Annotated in this window: 17 protein-coding genes; 12 read left to right on the top strand and 5 right to left on the bottom strand. The window is 63.5% G+C overall.

Annotated elements, in window-relative coordinates; all coding sequences use genetic code 11:
- Positions 1-59: 59 nt before the first annotated feature.
- The 5 genes from C8C93_RS18195 to ptsP are packed head-to-tail and all read left to right on the top strand — an operon-like array spanning position 60 to position 4,347.
- The gene (locus C8C93_RS18195; RefSeq protein ID WP_121507822.1) at positions 60-608 is read left to right on the top strand and encodes a hypothetical protein; all 549 of its coding nucleotides are present in this window, start codon (positions 60-62) and stop codon (positions 606-608) included.
- A complete protein-coding gene (locus C8C93_RS18190; RefSeq protein ID WP_121507821.1) occupies positions 605-1,894 on the top strand; it encodes an MFS transporter in 1,290 nt (429 codons plus the stop codon). The genes C8C93_RS18195 and C8C93_RS18190 overlap by 4 nt, the downstream gene beginning before the upstream one ends.
- Positions 1,891-2,343: a PTS sugar transporter subunit IIA gene (locus C8C93_RS18185; RefSeq protein ID WP_055395004.1), complete on the top strand. Its 453-nt coding sequence runs from the start codon at positions 1,891-1,893 to the stop codon at positions 2,341-2,343. Before C8C93_RS18190 ends, C8C93_RS18185 begins: the two co-directional genes overlap by 4 nt.
- Positions 2,312-2,581 carry an HPr family phosphocarrier protein gene (locus C8C93_RS18180; protein ID WP_121422008.1) on the top strand — a complete coding sequence of 90 codons (270 nt, stop codon included), beginning with the start codon at positions 2,312-2,314 and terminating at the stop codon, positions 2,579-2,581. Before C8C93_RS18185 ends, C8C93_RS18180 begins: the two co-directional genes overlap by 32 nt.
- Positions 2,578-4,347, top strand: a complete 1,770-nt coding sequence (gene ptsP / locus C8C93_RS18175) for a phosphoenolpyruvate--protein phosphotransferase (protein WP_055395009.1) — start codon at positions 2,578-2,580, stop codon at positions 4,345-4,347. The genes C8C93_RS18180 and ptsP overlap by 4 nt, the downstream gene beginning before the upstream one ends.
- Positions 4,348-4,431: 84 nt before the next feature.
- Here the strand turns inward: ptsP and C8C93_RS18170 are convergent, their stop codons facing one another.
- The 5 genes from C8C93_RS18170 to C8C93_RS18150 all read right to left on the bottom strand — a co-directional run bounded on the left by C8C93_RS18170 (position 4,432) and on the right by C8C93_RS18150 (position 8,146).
- On the bottom strand, positions 4,432-5,265 hold the full coding sequence (locus C8C93_RS18170) for a DMT family transporter (protein WP_121507820.1): 834 nt from the start codon (positions 5,263-5,265) through the stop codon (positions 4,432-4,434).
- A gap of 102 nt (positions 5,266-5,367) precedes the next feature.
- Positions 5,368-6,078 carry an AraC family transcriptional regulator gene (locus C8C93_RS18165; protein WP_121507819.1) on the bottom strand — a complete coding sequence of 237 codons (711 nt, stop codon included), beginning with the start codon at positions 6,076-6,078 and terminating at the stop codon, positions 5,368-5,370.
- Between the two features lie 32 nt (positions 6,079-6,110).
- Positions 6,111-7,091 (bottom strand): lipoyl synthase, encoded by a 981-nt coding sequence (gene lipA, locus C8C93_RS18160; RefSeq protein ID WP_055396226.1) that lies wholly within the window; start codon positions 7,089-7,091, stop codon positions 6,111-6,113.
- A 15-nt stretch (positions 7,092-7,106) separates the two neighbouring features.
- Positions 7,107-7,802, bottom strand: a complete 696-nt coding sequence (lipB, locus tag C8C93_RS18155; RefSeq protein WP_121507818.1) for a lipoyl(octanoyl) transferase LipB — start codon at positions 7,800-7,802, stop codon at positions 7,107-7,109.
- A 26-nt stretch (positions 7,803-7,828) separates the two neighbouring features.
- The gene (locus C8C93_RS18150; protein ID WP_055396230.1) at positions 7,829-8,146 is read right to left on the bottom strand and encodes a YbeD family protein; all 318 of its coding nucleotides are present in this window, start codon (positions 8,144-8,146) and stop codon (positions 7,829-7,831) included.
- A gap of 275 nt (positions 8,147-8,421) precedes the next feature.
- On the opposite strand from C8C93_RS18150, the gene C8C93_RS18145 reads away from it, so the two are divergent.
- The 7 genes from C8C93_RS18145 to atpG are packed head-to-tail and all read left to right on the top strand — an operon-like array spanning position 8,422 to position 13,662.
- Positions 8,422-8,895, top strand: coding sequence for an ATP synthase subunit I (locus C8C93_RS18145; protein ID WP_055396234.1), 474 nt, complete (start codon positions 8,422-8,424; stop codon positions 8,893-8,895).
- 19 nt (positions 8,896-8,914) lie between these two features.
- On the top strand, positions 8,915-9,793 hold the full coding sequence (gene atpB / locus C8C93_RS18140; RefSeq protein ID WP_121422014.1) for a F0F1 ATP synthase subunit A: 879 nt from the start codon (positions 8,915-8,917) through the stop codon (positions 9,791-9,793).
- A gap of 60 nt (positions 9,794-9,853) precedes the next feature.
- A complete protein-coding gene (gene atpE, locus C8C93_RS18135) occupies positions 9,854-10,123 on the top strand; it encodes a F0F1 ATP synthase subunit C (RefSeq protein WP_007847749.1) in 270 nt (89 codons plus the stop codon).
- Positions 10,124-10,157: 34 nt separating this feature from the next.
- Entirely contained in the window at positions 10,158-10,628 is a 471-nt protein-coding gene (locus C8C93_RS18130; protein WP_007847746.1) for a F0F1 ATP synthase subunit B, read from the top strand.
- A 10-nt stretch (positions 10,629-10,638) separates the two neighbouring features.
- Positions 10,639-11,181 (top strand): F0F1 ATP synthase subunit delta, encoded by a 543-nt coding sequence (locus C8C93_RS18125; protein WP_055396238.1) that lies wholly within the window; start codon positions 10,639-10,641, stop codon positions 11,179-11,181.
- A gap of 42 nt (positions 11,182-11,223) precedes the next feature.
- The gene (gene atpA / locus C8C93_RS18120) at positions 11,224-12,777 is read left to right on the top strand and encodes a F0F1 ATP synthase subunit alpha (RefSeq protein ID WP_055396240.1); all 1,554 of its coding nucleotides are present in this window, start codon (positions 11,224-11,226) and stop codon (positions 12,775-12,777) included.
- 18 nt (positions 12,778-12,795) lie between these two features.
- On the top strand, positions 12,796-13,662 hold the full coding sequence (gene atpG / locus C8C93_RS18115; RefSeq protein WP_055396242.1) for a F0F1 ATP synthase subunit gamma: 867 nt from the start codon (positions 12,796-12,798) through the stop codon (positions 13,660-13,662).
- The last annotated feature ends 24 nt before the right edge of the window (positions 13,663-13,686 follow it).

Below are 13,686 nucleotides of genomic sequence, written 5' to 3'. Positions count from 1 at the left end.
AAGTTCGCCCGCAGGGGATGCCGCCTGTTGATCTGGGTCACTGTGCCGATAATCGACCGATGAACTGGACACCAACCCGGGCTGCTGCCCTGCCACCGTTGCTGTGGCTGCTCGTGGGCTGCAGCCCTGCGCTGAACTGGCGCAGCGTGCCTTTGCCCGAGGCCGGCATCACCATCACCTTGCCTTGCAAGCCTGACCAGGCCACGCGCACGGTTGAACTGGCGGGGGTGCCCGTCGAGCTGTCCATGGCGGGCTGCGATGCCGACGGCGCCACATTTGCCGTGTCGCATGCGGCCCTGGCAGACCCTGCCCAAGCGGGCGCTGCCCTGCGGCACTGGCGGGCCGCTGTGGTCGCCAACCTCGGCGCGGGTGCCGCAGCCAGGGCGGCTGATGCGCCGTATGCCCCCAAGGGTGCACTGCCCCTGCCGCAGTCGGTGCGCACCGTGGTGCAAGGCCAGCGTGCCGACGGCAGCCCCGTGTTTGCCCAGGGCGTGTGGTTTGCGCGCGCTGCGGGGCCGCAGATGCGGCTGTACCACGCGGTGGTTTACACGGGCAAGCCCCGCCCCGAGTTGGCCGACCAGTTCTTTGCAGGGATGGTGCTCCAATGACCGGGCATGCGGTGCTGCCCAGGCGGGCAGCGGTCATCGTTTTTCTGGCCTTTGCCTTCGCCTACTTCCTGTCGGCGCTGGTGCGGGCTGTTACGGCCACGCTAGCGCCCACACTGGCGCAGGAGTTTTCGCTGCAGGCCAGCGACCTGGGCTTGCTTGCGGGCGGGTACTTTCTGGGCTTTGCAGCCACGCAGCTGCCGCTGGGCACCTGGCTGGACCGGCATGGCCCCCGCAAGGTGGCACTGGGATTTCTGGGTGTGGCCGTGGTGGGCAGTCTGGTGTTTTCGGTGGCGACGGGGTTTTCGGGCCTGCTGGCCGGGCGTGTGTTGTGTGGCGCAGGGGTCAGCGCCTGCCTGATGGCGCCGCTCACGGGCTATAGGCGCTGGTTTGAGCCCACGGCGCAGATGCGCGCCAACTCCTGGATGCTGATGACGGGCTCGCTGGGCATGGTGGCGTCCACGCTGCCTGTGCAGTGGGCACTGCCCTTGGTGGGGTGGCGGCCGCTGTTCTGGGGGTTGGCGGCGCTGATCGCGCTGTCGATGGTGGTGATTGCCGTTTGGGTGCCCGGATGGGCGGCGGGCACACCGGGCGCGGGCGGTGGTGGCGGTGGTGATGCCACAGCGGAGCGCGGCCCCCGGGGTGTCACTGTGCCACCGGGCTATGCGATGGTGTGGCGCCACCCGTATTTCCAGCGCCTGGCGCCCCTGGGCTTCTTTGTGTACGGCGGCATGGTGGCCATGCAGACGCTATGGGCAGGCCCATGGATGCAGCGGGTGGCGGGCTACTCGCCGCTGGAGGCTGCCACGGGGCTGTTCTGGATCAACGTGGCCATGCTCTGCACGTTCTGGACCTGGGGCATGGTCAACCCCTGGCTGCTGCGCAAGGGGCTGGGAGCGGACCGGCTGATGGCTGCGGGCTTGCCGCTGTGCCTGGTGGTGTTGCTCGGCATCATTCTCGCGGGGCCGCAGGCGGGAGGCGGTGCCTGGGCGCTGTTTTGTGTGTCGTGCACGTTTGTGTCGCTGTCGCAGCCTGCGGTGGCCATGGCGTTCCCGCAGGCGCTGGCGGGGCGCGCGCTGTCAGCCTACAACCTCGTGATTTTTGCGGGAGTGTTTGTGGTGCAGTGGGGCATTGGCCTGGGGGTGGACGCCTTTGCCGCGGCCGGCCTGTCCACGGTGCAGTCGTTCCAGGCCGCGATGGCGGTGTACCTGGCGTGCAACGCGGTCGCCTACGCGTGGTTCCTGCTGCAGGGGCGGCGCCATAATGTGCTGCAAACCACCACGCCATGAGCACCACCAGCATCCTCATCATTGCCCACGCCCCGTTGGCCCATGCACTGCGCGAATGTGCGCTGCATGTGTTTCCTGACTGCGGCGACAACGTGGCCGCTCTCGACGTGCAGCCCAACCAGCCGCCCGAAGAGTCGCTGGCGCAGGCCCGCATCATGCTGCAGCAACTGGGCGCAGATTCCACCCTGGTGCTCACCGACGTGTTTGGTGCCACCCCCTGCAACGTGGCGCAGCGCGTGATCGAGAACGTGCGCTCGCGCCTGGTGACGGGGGTCAACCTGCCCATGCTGCTGCGGGCCGTGAGCTACCGCCACGAACCCCTCGACGCGGTGGTCACCCGCGCCGTGGTGGGGGGCACCCAGGGCGTGATGCAGGTGGCCATCTCCGCGCCGCAGAACCAGAACACCCGTAATCGACATGATCAAGATACGTACGACCATCAGCAATAAATTGGGCCTGCATGCCCGCGCTTCGGCCAAGCTGACCAAGCTGGCTGGCAGCTTCCCCTGTGAGGTTTTCATGAGCCGTGGCGACCGCCGCATCAACGCCAAGAGCATCATGGGCGTGATGATGCTGGCCGCCGGCATGGGCACTGAGGTGGAGATTGAAACCAACGGGGATCGTGAACAGGAGGCCATGGATGCCCTGCTGGCCTTGATTGCCGACAAATTTGGTGAGGGTGAATGACTTTTTCCGTCCACGGTCTCGCAGTCGCTCGCGGCATTGCCATCGGCCGTGCCGTGCTGGTGGCGTCCAGCCGTGTGGACGTGGCGCACTATTTTGTGAAGCCAGAACAGGTCGAGGGCGAAATTGAGCGGGTGCGCAACGGCCGCAATGCCGTGGTCGAGGAACTGCAGCGCCTGCAGACCGACATGCCCGCCGATGCGCCGCATGAGCTGACCGCGCTGCTCGACGTGCACCTGATGCTGCTGCAGGACGAGGCCCTCACGGGCGGCGTCAAGCACTGGATCACCGAGCGCCTGTACAACGCCGAGTGGGCGTTGACCACACAGCTCGAAGTCATCGCGCGCCAGTTCGACGAGATGGAGGATGAGTACCTGCGCGAGCGCAAGGCTGACCTGGAACAGGTGGTCGAGCGCATCCTGCGCTACATGAAGGGCGTGGCCAGCCCCGTGGCGCCGCCGGTCAGCAGCCCGCGCCGCCACAAGCAATTGGGCCTGCAGCAAGACCTGCTGCTCGACGACACGGTGGACGTGCCCCTGGTGCTGGTAGCGCACGACCTCTCGCCTGCCGACATGCTGCAGTTCAAGCAAAGCGTGTTTGCGGGCTTTGTGACCGATGTGGGCGGCAAGACCAGCCACACGGCCATCGTGGCGCGCAGCATGGACATCCCGGCCGTGGTCGGTGCGCGCGCCGCGAGCCAGCTGGTGCGGCAGGACGACTGGGTCATCATCGACGGCGATGCAGGTGTGGTCATTGTCGATCCGTCGCCCATCATCCTGGCCGAATACGGCTTTCGCCAGCGCCAGGTGGAGCTCGAGCGCGAGCGGCTGGCCCGGCTGCGCCACACCCCCGCCATCACCATCGACGGCCACAAGATCGAGCTTCTGGCCAACATCGAACAACCCGGCGACGCGGCCACCGCCGTGCGCGCCGGGGCCGTGGGCGTGGGCCTGTTCCGCAGCGAATTCCTGTTCATGGGCAAAACGGGCAACCTGCCCGGCGAGGACGAGCAGTACCGCGCCTACTGCGAGGCCATTGACGGAATGCAGGGCCTGCCCGTCACCATCCGCACCATCGATGTGGGCGCTGACAAGCCGCTGGACCACAAGAGCCATAAGGACAACTACCTGAACCCCGCGCTGGGCCTGCGCGCCATCCGCTGGAGCCTGGCCGACCCGGCCATGTTCCGCACCCAGCTGCGCGCTGTGCTGCGTGCGGCGGCGCATGGCAAGGTCAACCTGCTGTTCCCCATGCTGGCGCACACGCACGAAATTCAGCAGACGCTCGCCCAGGTGGACCTGGCCCGGGGTGAGCTGGATGCGCGTGGCGAACCCTACGGCCCGGTGCAGCTGGGCGCGATGATCGAGGTGCCCGCCGCCGCGCTCATGGTGCGCACCTTCCTCAAGTACTTCGACTTTCTCTCCATCGGCACCAACGACCTGATCCAGTACACCCTGGCAATCGACCGTGCCGACGAGGCTGTGGCCCACCTGTACGACCCGCTGCACCCCGCCGTGCTGCGCCTGGTGGGCGACGTGATCGCCGAGGGGGAGCGCCAGGGCAAGAGCGTGTGCGTGTGTGGCGAGACGGCGGGCGATGTGACCATGACGCGCCTGCTGTTGGGCCTGGGCCTGCGCAGCTTCTCCATGCACCCCGCGCAGATCCTGGCTGTGAAGCAGGAGGTGCTGCGCGCTGACACGCGCAAGCTGGCGCCCTGGGCGCAGCAGGTGCTGGAGGGCGACGAACCTGCGGCGTTGCTGAGCTCTTGAGCGATAGGTTCTGCTCTTAAAATAATAGCTGTTAGCGCTTTATAGATGAGCGCTAGAGGCCAATTTGACGCGTATTTCTCATGGTCAGCGCGCCCGCATCCCCATCACTGCCGCGCTGATGATCATCACCGTGGCCAGTGCGATGCTCCAGCTGAACGAGCGGCCACTCACCACGATCAGCAGCGCGGTGGACGCCAGCGGCGTGATGTAGCTCAGGATGCCGATGTGCCGCGCGTCCCCGAGCTTGAGGGCCTTGTCCCACATGAAAAACGACGCCCCCAGCGGCCCCAGGCCCAGCACTGCCAGCAGGGCCCAGTCGCGCGGCTGCAGCGCCACGGCGGGCTCCAACACCACATGGCACAACAGCGACAGCACGCCGGACACCAGTCCGAACAGGCCGATGGCTGTGGTCGGAAAAGCCGCCACGCGCTTGGTCATGAGCGAGTACGTGGCCCAGATGAATGCTGCGGCCAGCGCGGGCAGGTAGCCCCAGGCCAGCGTGCCACTCAGCTCGCGTCCACCCGCAATCGCAATGGCTGCACCCGCAAAACCCAGCAGCGCCGCCAGCACATGCGGCAAGCGCAGCGCCACAACGGGCAGCACCACAGGCGAGAGCACCACGATGAACAGCGGCCACAGGTAGTTCACCAGGTTGGCCTCCACGGGCGGCGCGTGGCGCAGCGCAATGAACAGCAGGAAGTGGTACGCAAACAGGCCATACACACCGAGCGCTAGCGTGCGCAGTGGAATGCGCCACTGCGACGGGTCACGCAGCACAAACGGCCAGGCTGGCACGCTGCCGATGATGAGCGCAATGCCCGTGAGCAGGAACGGTGGAATGTGGGTGAGCGAGACACCCAGCGAGGCGAGGGAGGCCCACAGCGCGATGGCGCCCAGGGCGTACAGGTTGGCTTGCATGGCGCCGAGCTTACGCGCGCAGGACATTCGGAATCGTCGCGCAACGACGGTCCGTCGTCGCGTGGTGATCGTCTGCTGGACGCGGCAGCCTTTGTCAGTGATTCAGTGATCTTCAGCGCGCCGCAGTGCCGCCGTGAGGGCCGAGGGCGAGCGGTAGCCCGTGCGCCGCGCCACTTCGGCCACGGCCATGCCTGTGCCCCGCAGCAGCCGCGCCTGTGCCAGGCGCTGGCCGCGCAGCCAGGCCATGGCACCCATGCCCTGGTCTTCGCGGCACCTGGTAGCGAACTGGCTGGGGCTCAGATGCACCTGCGCCGCCAAGTCGGCAACGTTGAGTTCGCGGTGCCATTGCAGGGCAGCCCAGCGCTGCAGAGCAGGCCAATCGATAGTGCGTTGTCGCGTGGATCGGTGGAGGGATGTATGGGGCGTTGAGCCCGCCAGCCACGCTTCCAGCAGCAATGCCGGGCCGTGGGTCTGCGCCAGCGGGCGGCCTTGTTGCAATGCGCTGGCCAGGTAGTGCGCCAGGGGCAGCGCATCGGTGGGCAGTGCGGTAGTGAGCTGCGCGCTGGCGCACTGCGCCCAGCCGGGGTGGGCGCTGTCGAGCACCAGGCAGACGCTGCCGCGCGACGATTCGAAGTCGTGGCGATCCCCCGGCGCAATCACGCAGCCGCCACCGGGCGCCACGCGCACACCGTGCCCCGCGACTTCCAGGTCCAGTGCGCCGGAGAGACCCAGCAGTATCTGGAAGTGATCGTGGCTATGGCTGCCCGGCGATGCGCCGTAGCGCCGCAGCGAGAGCGATTCCGCTGCGCCCATGATCGTGCTCTGGGTTGCGCGTCCCGCCAGGCTTAAACGCCAGCGGCGTGCGCCTGCTGGTCCGCGTGGTAGCTGCTGCGCACCATGGCGCCAACCGCAGCGTGGCTGAAGCCCATCTTGTAGGCCTCTTCCTCGAACATCTTGAAGGTGTCGGGGTGCACGTAGCGGCGCACGGGCAGGTGGCTGTTGCTGGGCGACAGGTACTGGCCGATGGTCAGCATGTCGATGTTGTGTTCGCGCATGTCGCGCATCACCTGCAGGATCTCTTCGTCCGTCTCGCCCAAGCCAACCATGATGCCGCTCTTGGTGGGAACATTGGGGTGCAGGGCCTTGAACTTTTTCAGCAGATTCAGGCTGAACTGGTAGTCGGAGCCTGGGCGCGCTTCCTTGTACAGCCGGGGTGCGGTTTCCAGGTTGTGGTTCATCACGTCGGGTGGCGCGGCTTTCAGGATTTCGAGCGCACGGTCGTCGCGGCCCCGGAAGTCGGGCACCAGGATCTCGATCTGCGTGGCGGGCGACAACTCGCGGATGTTCTGGATGCACTCCACAAAATGGCCGGAGCCGCCGTCGCGCAGATCGTCGCGATCCACGCTCGTGATCACCACGTACTTGAGCTTGAGCGCGGCGATGGTCTTGGCCAGGTTCAGGGGCTCGTCCTTGTCCAGCGGGTCGGGGCGGCCGTGGCCCACGTCGCAGAACGGGCAGCGGCGCGTGCACTTGTCGCCCATGATCATGAAGGTGGCCGTGCCCTTGCCGAAACACTCGCCGATGTTGGGGCAGGAGGCTTCTTCGCACACCGTGTGCAGCTTGTGCTCGCGCAGGATCTCCTTGATCTCGTAGAAGCGTGTGGTGGGGCTGCCCGCCTTCACGCGAATCCACTCGGGCTTCTTGAGCACTTCGCCTTGCTCGACCTTGATCGGAATGCGCGAGAGCTTGGCGGCCGCTTTTTGCTTGGCCAGCGGGTTGTAGGCTTCGGTGGATTGCGCTTCGCGGACGACTTCAGGGGTGCTCATGGCATGTAGGCAGGTTCAGGGCGCCAACCGGATGCTGAGCTGCTGGCCCAGCACCTGCGCGGCTTCTTCCCAGGTGGTGTGGACCCCGATTGTAGAAAGGTCCACCGTTTGCAAACCTGCGTAACCGCAAGGGTTGATGCGCGCAAAGGGCTCCAGGTCCATCGCCACATTGAGCGCCACGCCGTGGTAAGTGCTGTGCCGACTGACCTTGATACCCAGGGCGGCGATCTTGCCCAGGCCCTCGAAGTCCGGGATTGGCGCCGCCGTGCCGATGCGCTTTTGCGGACGCTGCGGCAGCAGGGCGTGACTGTGTGGGTCGTCCAGCCGCACATAGATGCCAGGCGCGCCGCCCACGCGGTGGCCCGTGATGCCAAAGTGCGCCAGCGTGCGGATCACGGCTTCTTCCACGCGGTAGACGTACTCCTTGACGAAGTAACCTGCGCGCTGCAGGTCGATCAGTGGATAGGCCACCACCTGGCCGGGGCCGTGGAAAGTGACCTGCCCGCCACGGTTGGTGGCTACCACCGGAATGTTGCCCGGGTTCAGCACGTGATCACTTTTGCCTGCGAGCCCTTGTGTGTACAGCGGTGCGTGCTCGCACACCCAGAGCACGTCGGGTGTACCGGCCGAACGCGCGGTGGTGTAGTCCTGCATGGCCTGGACGGTGGTGGCGTAGTCCACGCGGCCCAGCATGCAAATGTCGATGGTCATGCGGCAAATATGCTGCAGCTCCGGGGCTACAGCACCACTTTCACCAGGGGGTGTGACGACAGTGCGCGGTACAGGTCGTCGAGCTGCTCCCGGCTGGTCGCGGTGATGGTGATGGTTACTCCGAGGTAATTGCCAGCGCGGCTGTCTCGCAGTTCAATGGTGCTGGCGTCAAAAGTGGGGTCGAACTGGCGGGCCAGTTCAGTGACAGCATGCACGAAGCCGTCCACCTTGGCGCCCATGACCTTGATGGGAAACCTGGAGGGGTATTCGATCAACGAGTCTTTGCGTGGATCGTTAGCCTGTGTGTCGAGGCCATTGGCAGGTGGTGGGCTGGAGGTTGTCATGGTGCGTACTGCTTCGGTTTCAATAGCTGGCGGGGCTTTGCCATTGTGCGCCAGCGGGGTTGTTGTGCTGCCGCTTGGGTGCAGGCAGCCTGCCCCAGGCCAGTGCACGGCAGTGCGGAAAGGATCGGAAAGCCGTTGGCCTGTCACCACAACAGCGCATGCACGCGCACCGGTTTTGGGCCGGGCTTGCAGGTCTTTGTCGTGCGTCACGGGTTTTTACTTATAATTAGAGGCTTTGTGAAAGTTGCAGTCTGTAACGCGGGCGTCATTCAACAATGAAAACAATCCCGCCTGAGACTGAAATTGAGGCTGAAGAATCTGACTTCAAGCCCCTGACGGCCGAGGAGGCCGAGGTGTGGCGCAGTCGCAATCCTTCCATCTCTGTGTGGAAGGTGGTGGCGGGTCAGGCACTGGTCGGGATGCTGGTGGCCCTGGTGGCCTGGGCTCTGACGGGCAGGGCATCGGTGGGCTGGTCTGCGGCTTATGGTGCGCTGGCTGTGGTGGCTCCGGCAGCGTTGTTTGCACGCGGTGTGTTGCGCCATTCGGCGTCTTCCAAGCCGCGTGCTGCCATGGTGGGATTCTTTGGTTGGGAGATTGCCAAGATCGTGCTGACGGTGGCGCTGCTTGCTGCGGCACCTCGGCTGGTGTCGGGCTTGAGCTGGATTGCCTTGCTGGTTGGCATGGTGGTCGCAATGAAAACGTACTGGGTGGCGCTTTTGGTGCGACCCGGTGTCCGAAAAACCGATTGATATAGAGAAGAGTTGTCCGATGGCCGCAGAAGCGCACGCTCCGACTGCAAGTGAATACATCGTTCACCACCTGCAGCATCTTCAAAACGTCAACCAGACCAAGATTGTTGATTTCACCGTCATCAACTACGACTCGATCATCGTCGGTCTGGTTCTGGGTGTGCTCACCCTTTTGATTCTGTGGTCAGCTGCCCGTAAGGCAACCTCCGGTGTGCCCGGTCGCTTCCAGGCGGCGGTGGAAATGCTGGTCGAGATGGTGGACAACCAGGCCAAGGCCAATATCCACAATGCCGAGAGCCGCAAGTTCATTGCTCCTCTGGGTCTCACGGTGTTTGTCTGGATCTTCTTGATGAACTTCATGGACATGTTGCCGGTGGACCTGCTGCCCGCCATCTGGGCCAAGATCTATGGCGCTGCTGGTCATGATCCCCACCACGCCTATCTGCGTGTCGTGCCTACGGCCGACCTGTCCACCACCCTGGGGCTGGCATTTGCTATTCTGATCCTGCGCTTCTGGTATAGCGTCAAGATCAAGGGCGCTGGCGGCTGGGCGCATGAACTCGTGTCGGCTCCGTTCGGCACCAGCAAGAACCCCATCTTCGCCCTGATTCTGGGCGTCGTGAATCTGCTGATGCAGATCATTGAATATGTCGCCAACACCGTATCGCATGGCATGCGGTTGTTCGGCAACATGTACGCCGGTGAACTGGTGTTCATGCTGATCGCCCTGATGGGTGGTGCGGCTGCACTGTCGCTGTCGGGTGTGCTGCTGCCTGTGGGCCACGTCATCGCTGGCACCATCTGGACGCTGTTCCACATTCTGGTGATCTCTCTGCAAGCCTTCATCTTCATGATGCTTGCACTGATCTACCTCGGTCAGGCGCACAACGCGCACTAACGGTTCCCTTTCGTTTCCCTTTTCTTTTTCAACCTTTCTTTTTTTAACTCAGGAGTCATCATGGAAAACATTCTCGGTCTCGTCGCTCTGGCTTGTGGTCTGATCGTTGGTCTGGGCGCTATCGGCGCTTCCATCGGTATCGCACTGATGGGCGGCAAGTTCCTCGAATCGTCGGCACGTCAGCCTGAACTGATCAACGAACTGCAAACCAAGATGTTCATCTTGGCTGGTCTGATCGACGCCGCCTTCCTGATCGGCGTGGCTATCGCTCTGCTGTTCGCTTTCGCCAACCCCTTCGCTTCGACGTTCTTGGCCAACCTGCCCAAGTAAGTCCCGTTCAACGCCACTCTAGAAAGGTGTTGCCGTGAGTATCAATGCGACCCTGTTCATTCAGGCCATCGTCTTCTTGATCCTGGTGTGGTTCACGATGAAATTCGTGTGGCCCCCGATCGCGAAGGCGTTGGATGAACGAGCCCAGAAAATCGCCGAAGGCCTCGCTGCTGCCGACCGTGCCAAGTCCGAACTGACCGCTGCCAACCAGCGCGTCGAAAAGGAGTTGTCACAGGCGCGCAACGAAACGGCCTCGCGTCTTGCGGACGCCGACCGACGTGCCCAGGCCATCATCGAAGAAGCCAAGGCACGCGCCACGGAAGAAGGCAACAAGATTGTTGCCTCCGCCCGTGCCGAAGCCGAGCAGCAAACGGTGCAAGCCCGCGAAGCCCTGCGTGAGCAGGTGGCAGCGCTGGCCGTCAAGGGTGCTGAGCAGATTCTCCGCAAGGAAGTCAATGCCGGCGTTCACGCCGACCTGCTCAACCGCCTGAAGACCGAGCTGTAAGGGGACACACATGGCTGAACTCGCCACCATTGCCCGCCCTTACGCCGATGCCCTGTTCAAGGCCGCTACTGCGGGTGCGGGCATGGACCTGGCCAGCACCGCTGACTGGGTCGATGAACTGGCGGCCATTGCCGCCAACCCCCAGTTGCGTCAGCTGGCGGACAACCCCAAGGTGACGGCAGATCAGGTGTTTGCCGTCTTCACGGGTGTTGCGCGTTCGGCGCTGTCCGATACGGCCAAGAATTTCCTGCGCACAGTCATCGACAACGGACGCATCAACGCGCTCCCGGAAGTGGCTTCGCAGTTTCGTACCCTCGTGAATCGCCGCAACGGCTCTTCGGATGCCGTGGTGTACAGCGCTTTTCCGATGGACAGTGCCGCACTGTCCGAGGTCAGCGCAGCGCTGGAAAAGCGCTTCGGCCGCAAGCTCAATCTCGCTGTTCAGCAGGACGAGTCCCTGATCGGCGGCATTCGCGTAGTGGTGGGTGACGAGGTGCTGGACACTTCGGTCAAGGCCCGTCTTGAACAAATGAAAGCGGCCCTCACCGCGTAACGCGCGGCGAGGACAGCGAACCAAAGAAAGAAGGAAAGAGTCATGCAACTCAATCCCGCAGAAATTTCTGAACTCATCAAGAGCCGCATCGAAGGTCTGGCTGCCAGCAGCGATATCCGCAATCAGGGCACCGTGGTGTCTGTGTCGGACGGTATCGTTCGCGTTCACGGCCTGTCGGACGTGATGCAAGGCGAAATGCTGGAGTTCCCCGCCACCAAGGACGGCCAACCTTCCTACGGCTTGGCGCTGAACCTGGAGCGCGACTCCGTCGGCGCCGTGATTCTGGGCGAGTACGAGCACATCTCCGAAGGCGACACCGTCAAGTGCACGGGCCGCATTCTGGAAGTACCCGTCGGTCCCGAGCTGATCGGCCGCGTGGTGAACGCCCTGGGCCAGCCTATTGATGGCAAGGGTCCTATCAACGCCAAGCTCACCGACGTGATCGAAAAGGTCGCTCCGGGCGTGATCGCCCGTAAATCGGTGGACCAGCCTCTGCAAACCGGCCTGAAGTCCATCGACTCCATGGTGCCTGTGGGCCGTGGCCAGCGCGAGCTGATCATTGGTGACCGCCAGACCGGCAAGACGGCAGTGGCCATCGACGCCATCATCGCCCAGAAGGGCCAAGGCGTGACCTGTATTTACGTTGCCATCGGTCAGAAGGCTTCGTCGATCAAGAACGTGGTGCGCGCACTGGAACAAGCCGGTGCCATGGAATACACGATTGTGGTGGCCGCATCGGCCTCCGAATCGGCCGCCATGCAGTACGTGTCGGCCTACTCCGGCTGCACCATGGGCGAATACTTCCGCGACCGTGGCGAAGACGCCCTGATTGTGTATGACGACCTGTCCAAGCAAGCTGTTGCGTACCGCCAAGTGTCGCTGCTGCTGCGTCGCCCACCAGGCCGCGAAGCCTACCCTGGCGACGTGTTCTATCTCCACAGCCGTCTGCTCGAACGTGCAGCCCGCGTGAATGCCGACTACGTCGAAGCCTTCACCAAGGGTGAAGTCAAGGGCAAGACCGGTTCGCTGACCGCACTGCCGATCATCGAAACGCAAGCTGGCGACGTGTCTGCTTTCGTGCCTACCAACGTGATCTCGATCACGGACGGCCAGATCTTCCTGGAAACCTCGCTGTTCAACGCCGGTATCCGCCCCGCCATCAACGCCGGTATTTCGGTGTCGCGCGTCGGTGGTGCTGCACAGACGAAGCTGGTGAAGAACCTGTCCGGTGGTATCCGTACCGACCTGGCCCAGTACCGTGAACTGGCTGCGTTCGCGCAGTTCGCTTCCGACCTCGATGAAGCCACCCGCAAGCAGCTCGACCGCGGTGCCCGCGTGACCGAACTGCTCAAGCAGGCGCAGTACAGCCCGCTGTCCATCTCGCTGATGGCTTCCACGCTGTTTGCTGTGAACAAGGGCTTCATGGACGACATCGACGTCAAGAAGGTTCTCGACTTCGAACACGGCCTGCACCAGTTCCTGAAGACCAGCCACGCCGCTCTGCTGGCCAAGCTGGAACAGGCCAAGGCCATGGACAAGGACGCAGAAGCTGAATTGACCGCAGCCATCGCCGCGTTCAAGAAGTCGTTCGCTTAAACCGGACGAGGAGCCATCATGGCAGCAGGCAAGGAAATACGCGGCAAGATCAAGTCGGTGGAGAACACCAAAAAGATCACCAAAGCCATGGAAATGGTGGCTGCATCCAAAATGCGCAAGGCGCAAGAGCGGATGCGGGCTGCCCGCCCTTACAGCGAGAAGATCCGCAACATTGCAGCCAATCTCGGCCAGGCCAACCCTGAATACGTGCATCCGTTCATGAAAGTGAACGATGCCAAGACGGCTGGCGTGATCGTGGTGACGACCGACAAGGGCCTGTGCGGTGGCATGAACACCAACGTGCTGCGCGTCGTGACGTCCAAGCTGCGTGAGCTGCAGGGCGCTGGCGTGTCCACCGAGGCGGTTGCCATTGGCAACAAGGGCCTGGGTTTCCTGAACCGTGTCGGTGCCAAGGTGGTTTCGCACGTGACGGGCCTGGGCGACACGCCCCATCTGGACAAGCTGATCGGACCGGTCAAGGTGCTGCTCGATGCGTATGCTGAAGGCAAGATCAACGCGGTGTACCTCTCGTACACCAAGTTCATCAACACCATGAAGCAGGAATCGGTGGTGGAGCAGTTGCTCCCCCTGTCGTCCGCGCAGATGCAGGCCGACAAGACCGAACATGGCTGGGACTACATCTACGAGCCCGATGCACAGACCGTGATCGACGATCTGCTGGTCCGCTATGTCGAGTCCCTGATCTACCAGGCCGTTGCGGAAAACATGGCGTCCGAGCAGTCGGCACGCATGGTGGCCATGAAGGCCGCCACCGACAACGCCGGCAGCGTCATTGGCGAGTTGAAGCTGGTCTACAACAAGACGCGCCAGGCAGCGATCACGAAAGAACTTTCGGAAATCGTGGCTGGCGCCGCTGCTGTGTAAGCAGCTCAACCAACATCTTTATTG

It is taken from the genome of Acidovorax sp. 93, from assembly GCF_003633835.1.
GTDB classification, from domain to species: Bacteria; Pseudomonadota; Gammaproteobacteria; order Burkholderiales; family Burkholderiaceae_C; genus Acidovorax; species Acidovorax facilis.
This window is presented reverse-complemented; position numbering and strand designations above follow the sequence as displayed.

Bases quoted from the DNA above. Each gene is read 5' to 3' on its own strand.
- atpE (WP_007847749.1), top strand. From the start codon at position 9,854: ATGGAAAACATTCTCGGTCTCGTCGCTCTGGCTTGTGGTCTGATCGTT.
- C8C93_RS18180 (WP_121422008.1), top strand. From the start codon at position 2,312: ATGATCAAGATACGTACGACCATCAGCAATAAATTGGGCCTGCATGCC.
- atpG (WP_055396242.1), top strand. From the start codon at position 12,796: ATGGCAGCAGGCAAGGAAATACGCGGCAAGATCAAGTCGGTGGAGAAC.
- ptsP (WP_055395009.1), top strand. From the start codon at position 2,578: ATGACTTTTTCCGTCCACGGTCTCGCAGTCGCTCGCGGCATTGCCATC.
- atpA (WP_055396240.1), top strand. From the start codon at position 11,224: ATGCAACTCAATCCCGCAGAAATTTCTGAACTCATCAAGAGCCGCATC.
- lipB (WP_121507818.1), bottom strand. From the start codon at position 7,802: ATGACCATCGACATTTGCATGCTGGGCCGCGTGGACTACGCCACCACC.
- C8C93_RS18125 (WP_055396238.1), top strand. From the start codon at position 10,639: ATGGCTGAACTCGCCACCATTGCCCGCCCTTACGCCGATGCCCTGTTC.
- C8C93_RS18170 (WP_121507820.1), bottom strand. From the start codon at position 5,265: ATGCAAGCCAACCTGTACGCCCTGGGCGCCATCGCGCTGTGGGCCTCC.
- atpB (WP_121422014.1), top strand. From the start codon at position 8,915: ATGGCCGCAGAAGCGCACGCTCCGACTGCAAGTGAATACATCGTTCAC.
- C8C93_RS18150 (WP_055396230.1), bottom strand. From the start codon at position 8,146: ATGACAACCTCCAGCCCACCACCTGCCAATGGCCTCGACACACAGGCT.
- C8C93_RS18165 (WP_121507819.1), bottom strand. From the start codon at position 6,078: ATGGGCGCAGCGGAATCGCTCTCGCTGCGGCGCTACGGCGCATCGCCG.
- C8C93_RS18145 (WP_055396234.1), top strand. From the start codon at position 8,422: ATGAAAACAATCCCGCCTGAGACTGAAATTGAGGCTGAAGAATCTGAC.
- C8C93_RS18185 (WP_055395004.1), top strand. From the start codon at position 1,891: ATGAGCACCACCAGCATCCTCATCATTGCCCACGCCCCGTTGGCCCAT.
- lipA (WP_055396226.1), bottom strand. From the start codon at position 7,091: ATGAGCACCCCTGAAGTCGTCCGCGAAGCGCAATCCACCGAAGCCTAC.
- C8C93_RS18190 (WP_121507821.1), top strand. From the start codon at position 605: ATGACCGGGCATGCGGTGCTGCCCAGGCGGGCAGCGGTCATCGTTTTT.
- C8C93_RS18195 (WP_121507822.1), top strand. From the start codon at position 60: ATGAACTGGACACCAACCCGGGCTGCTGCCCTGCCACCGTTGCTGTGG.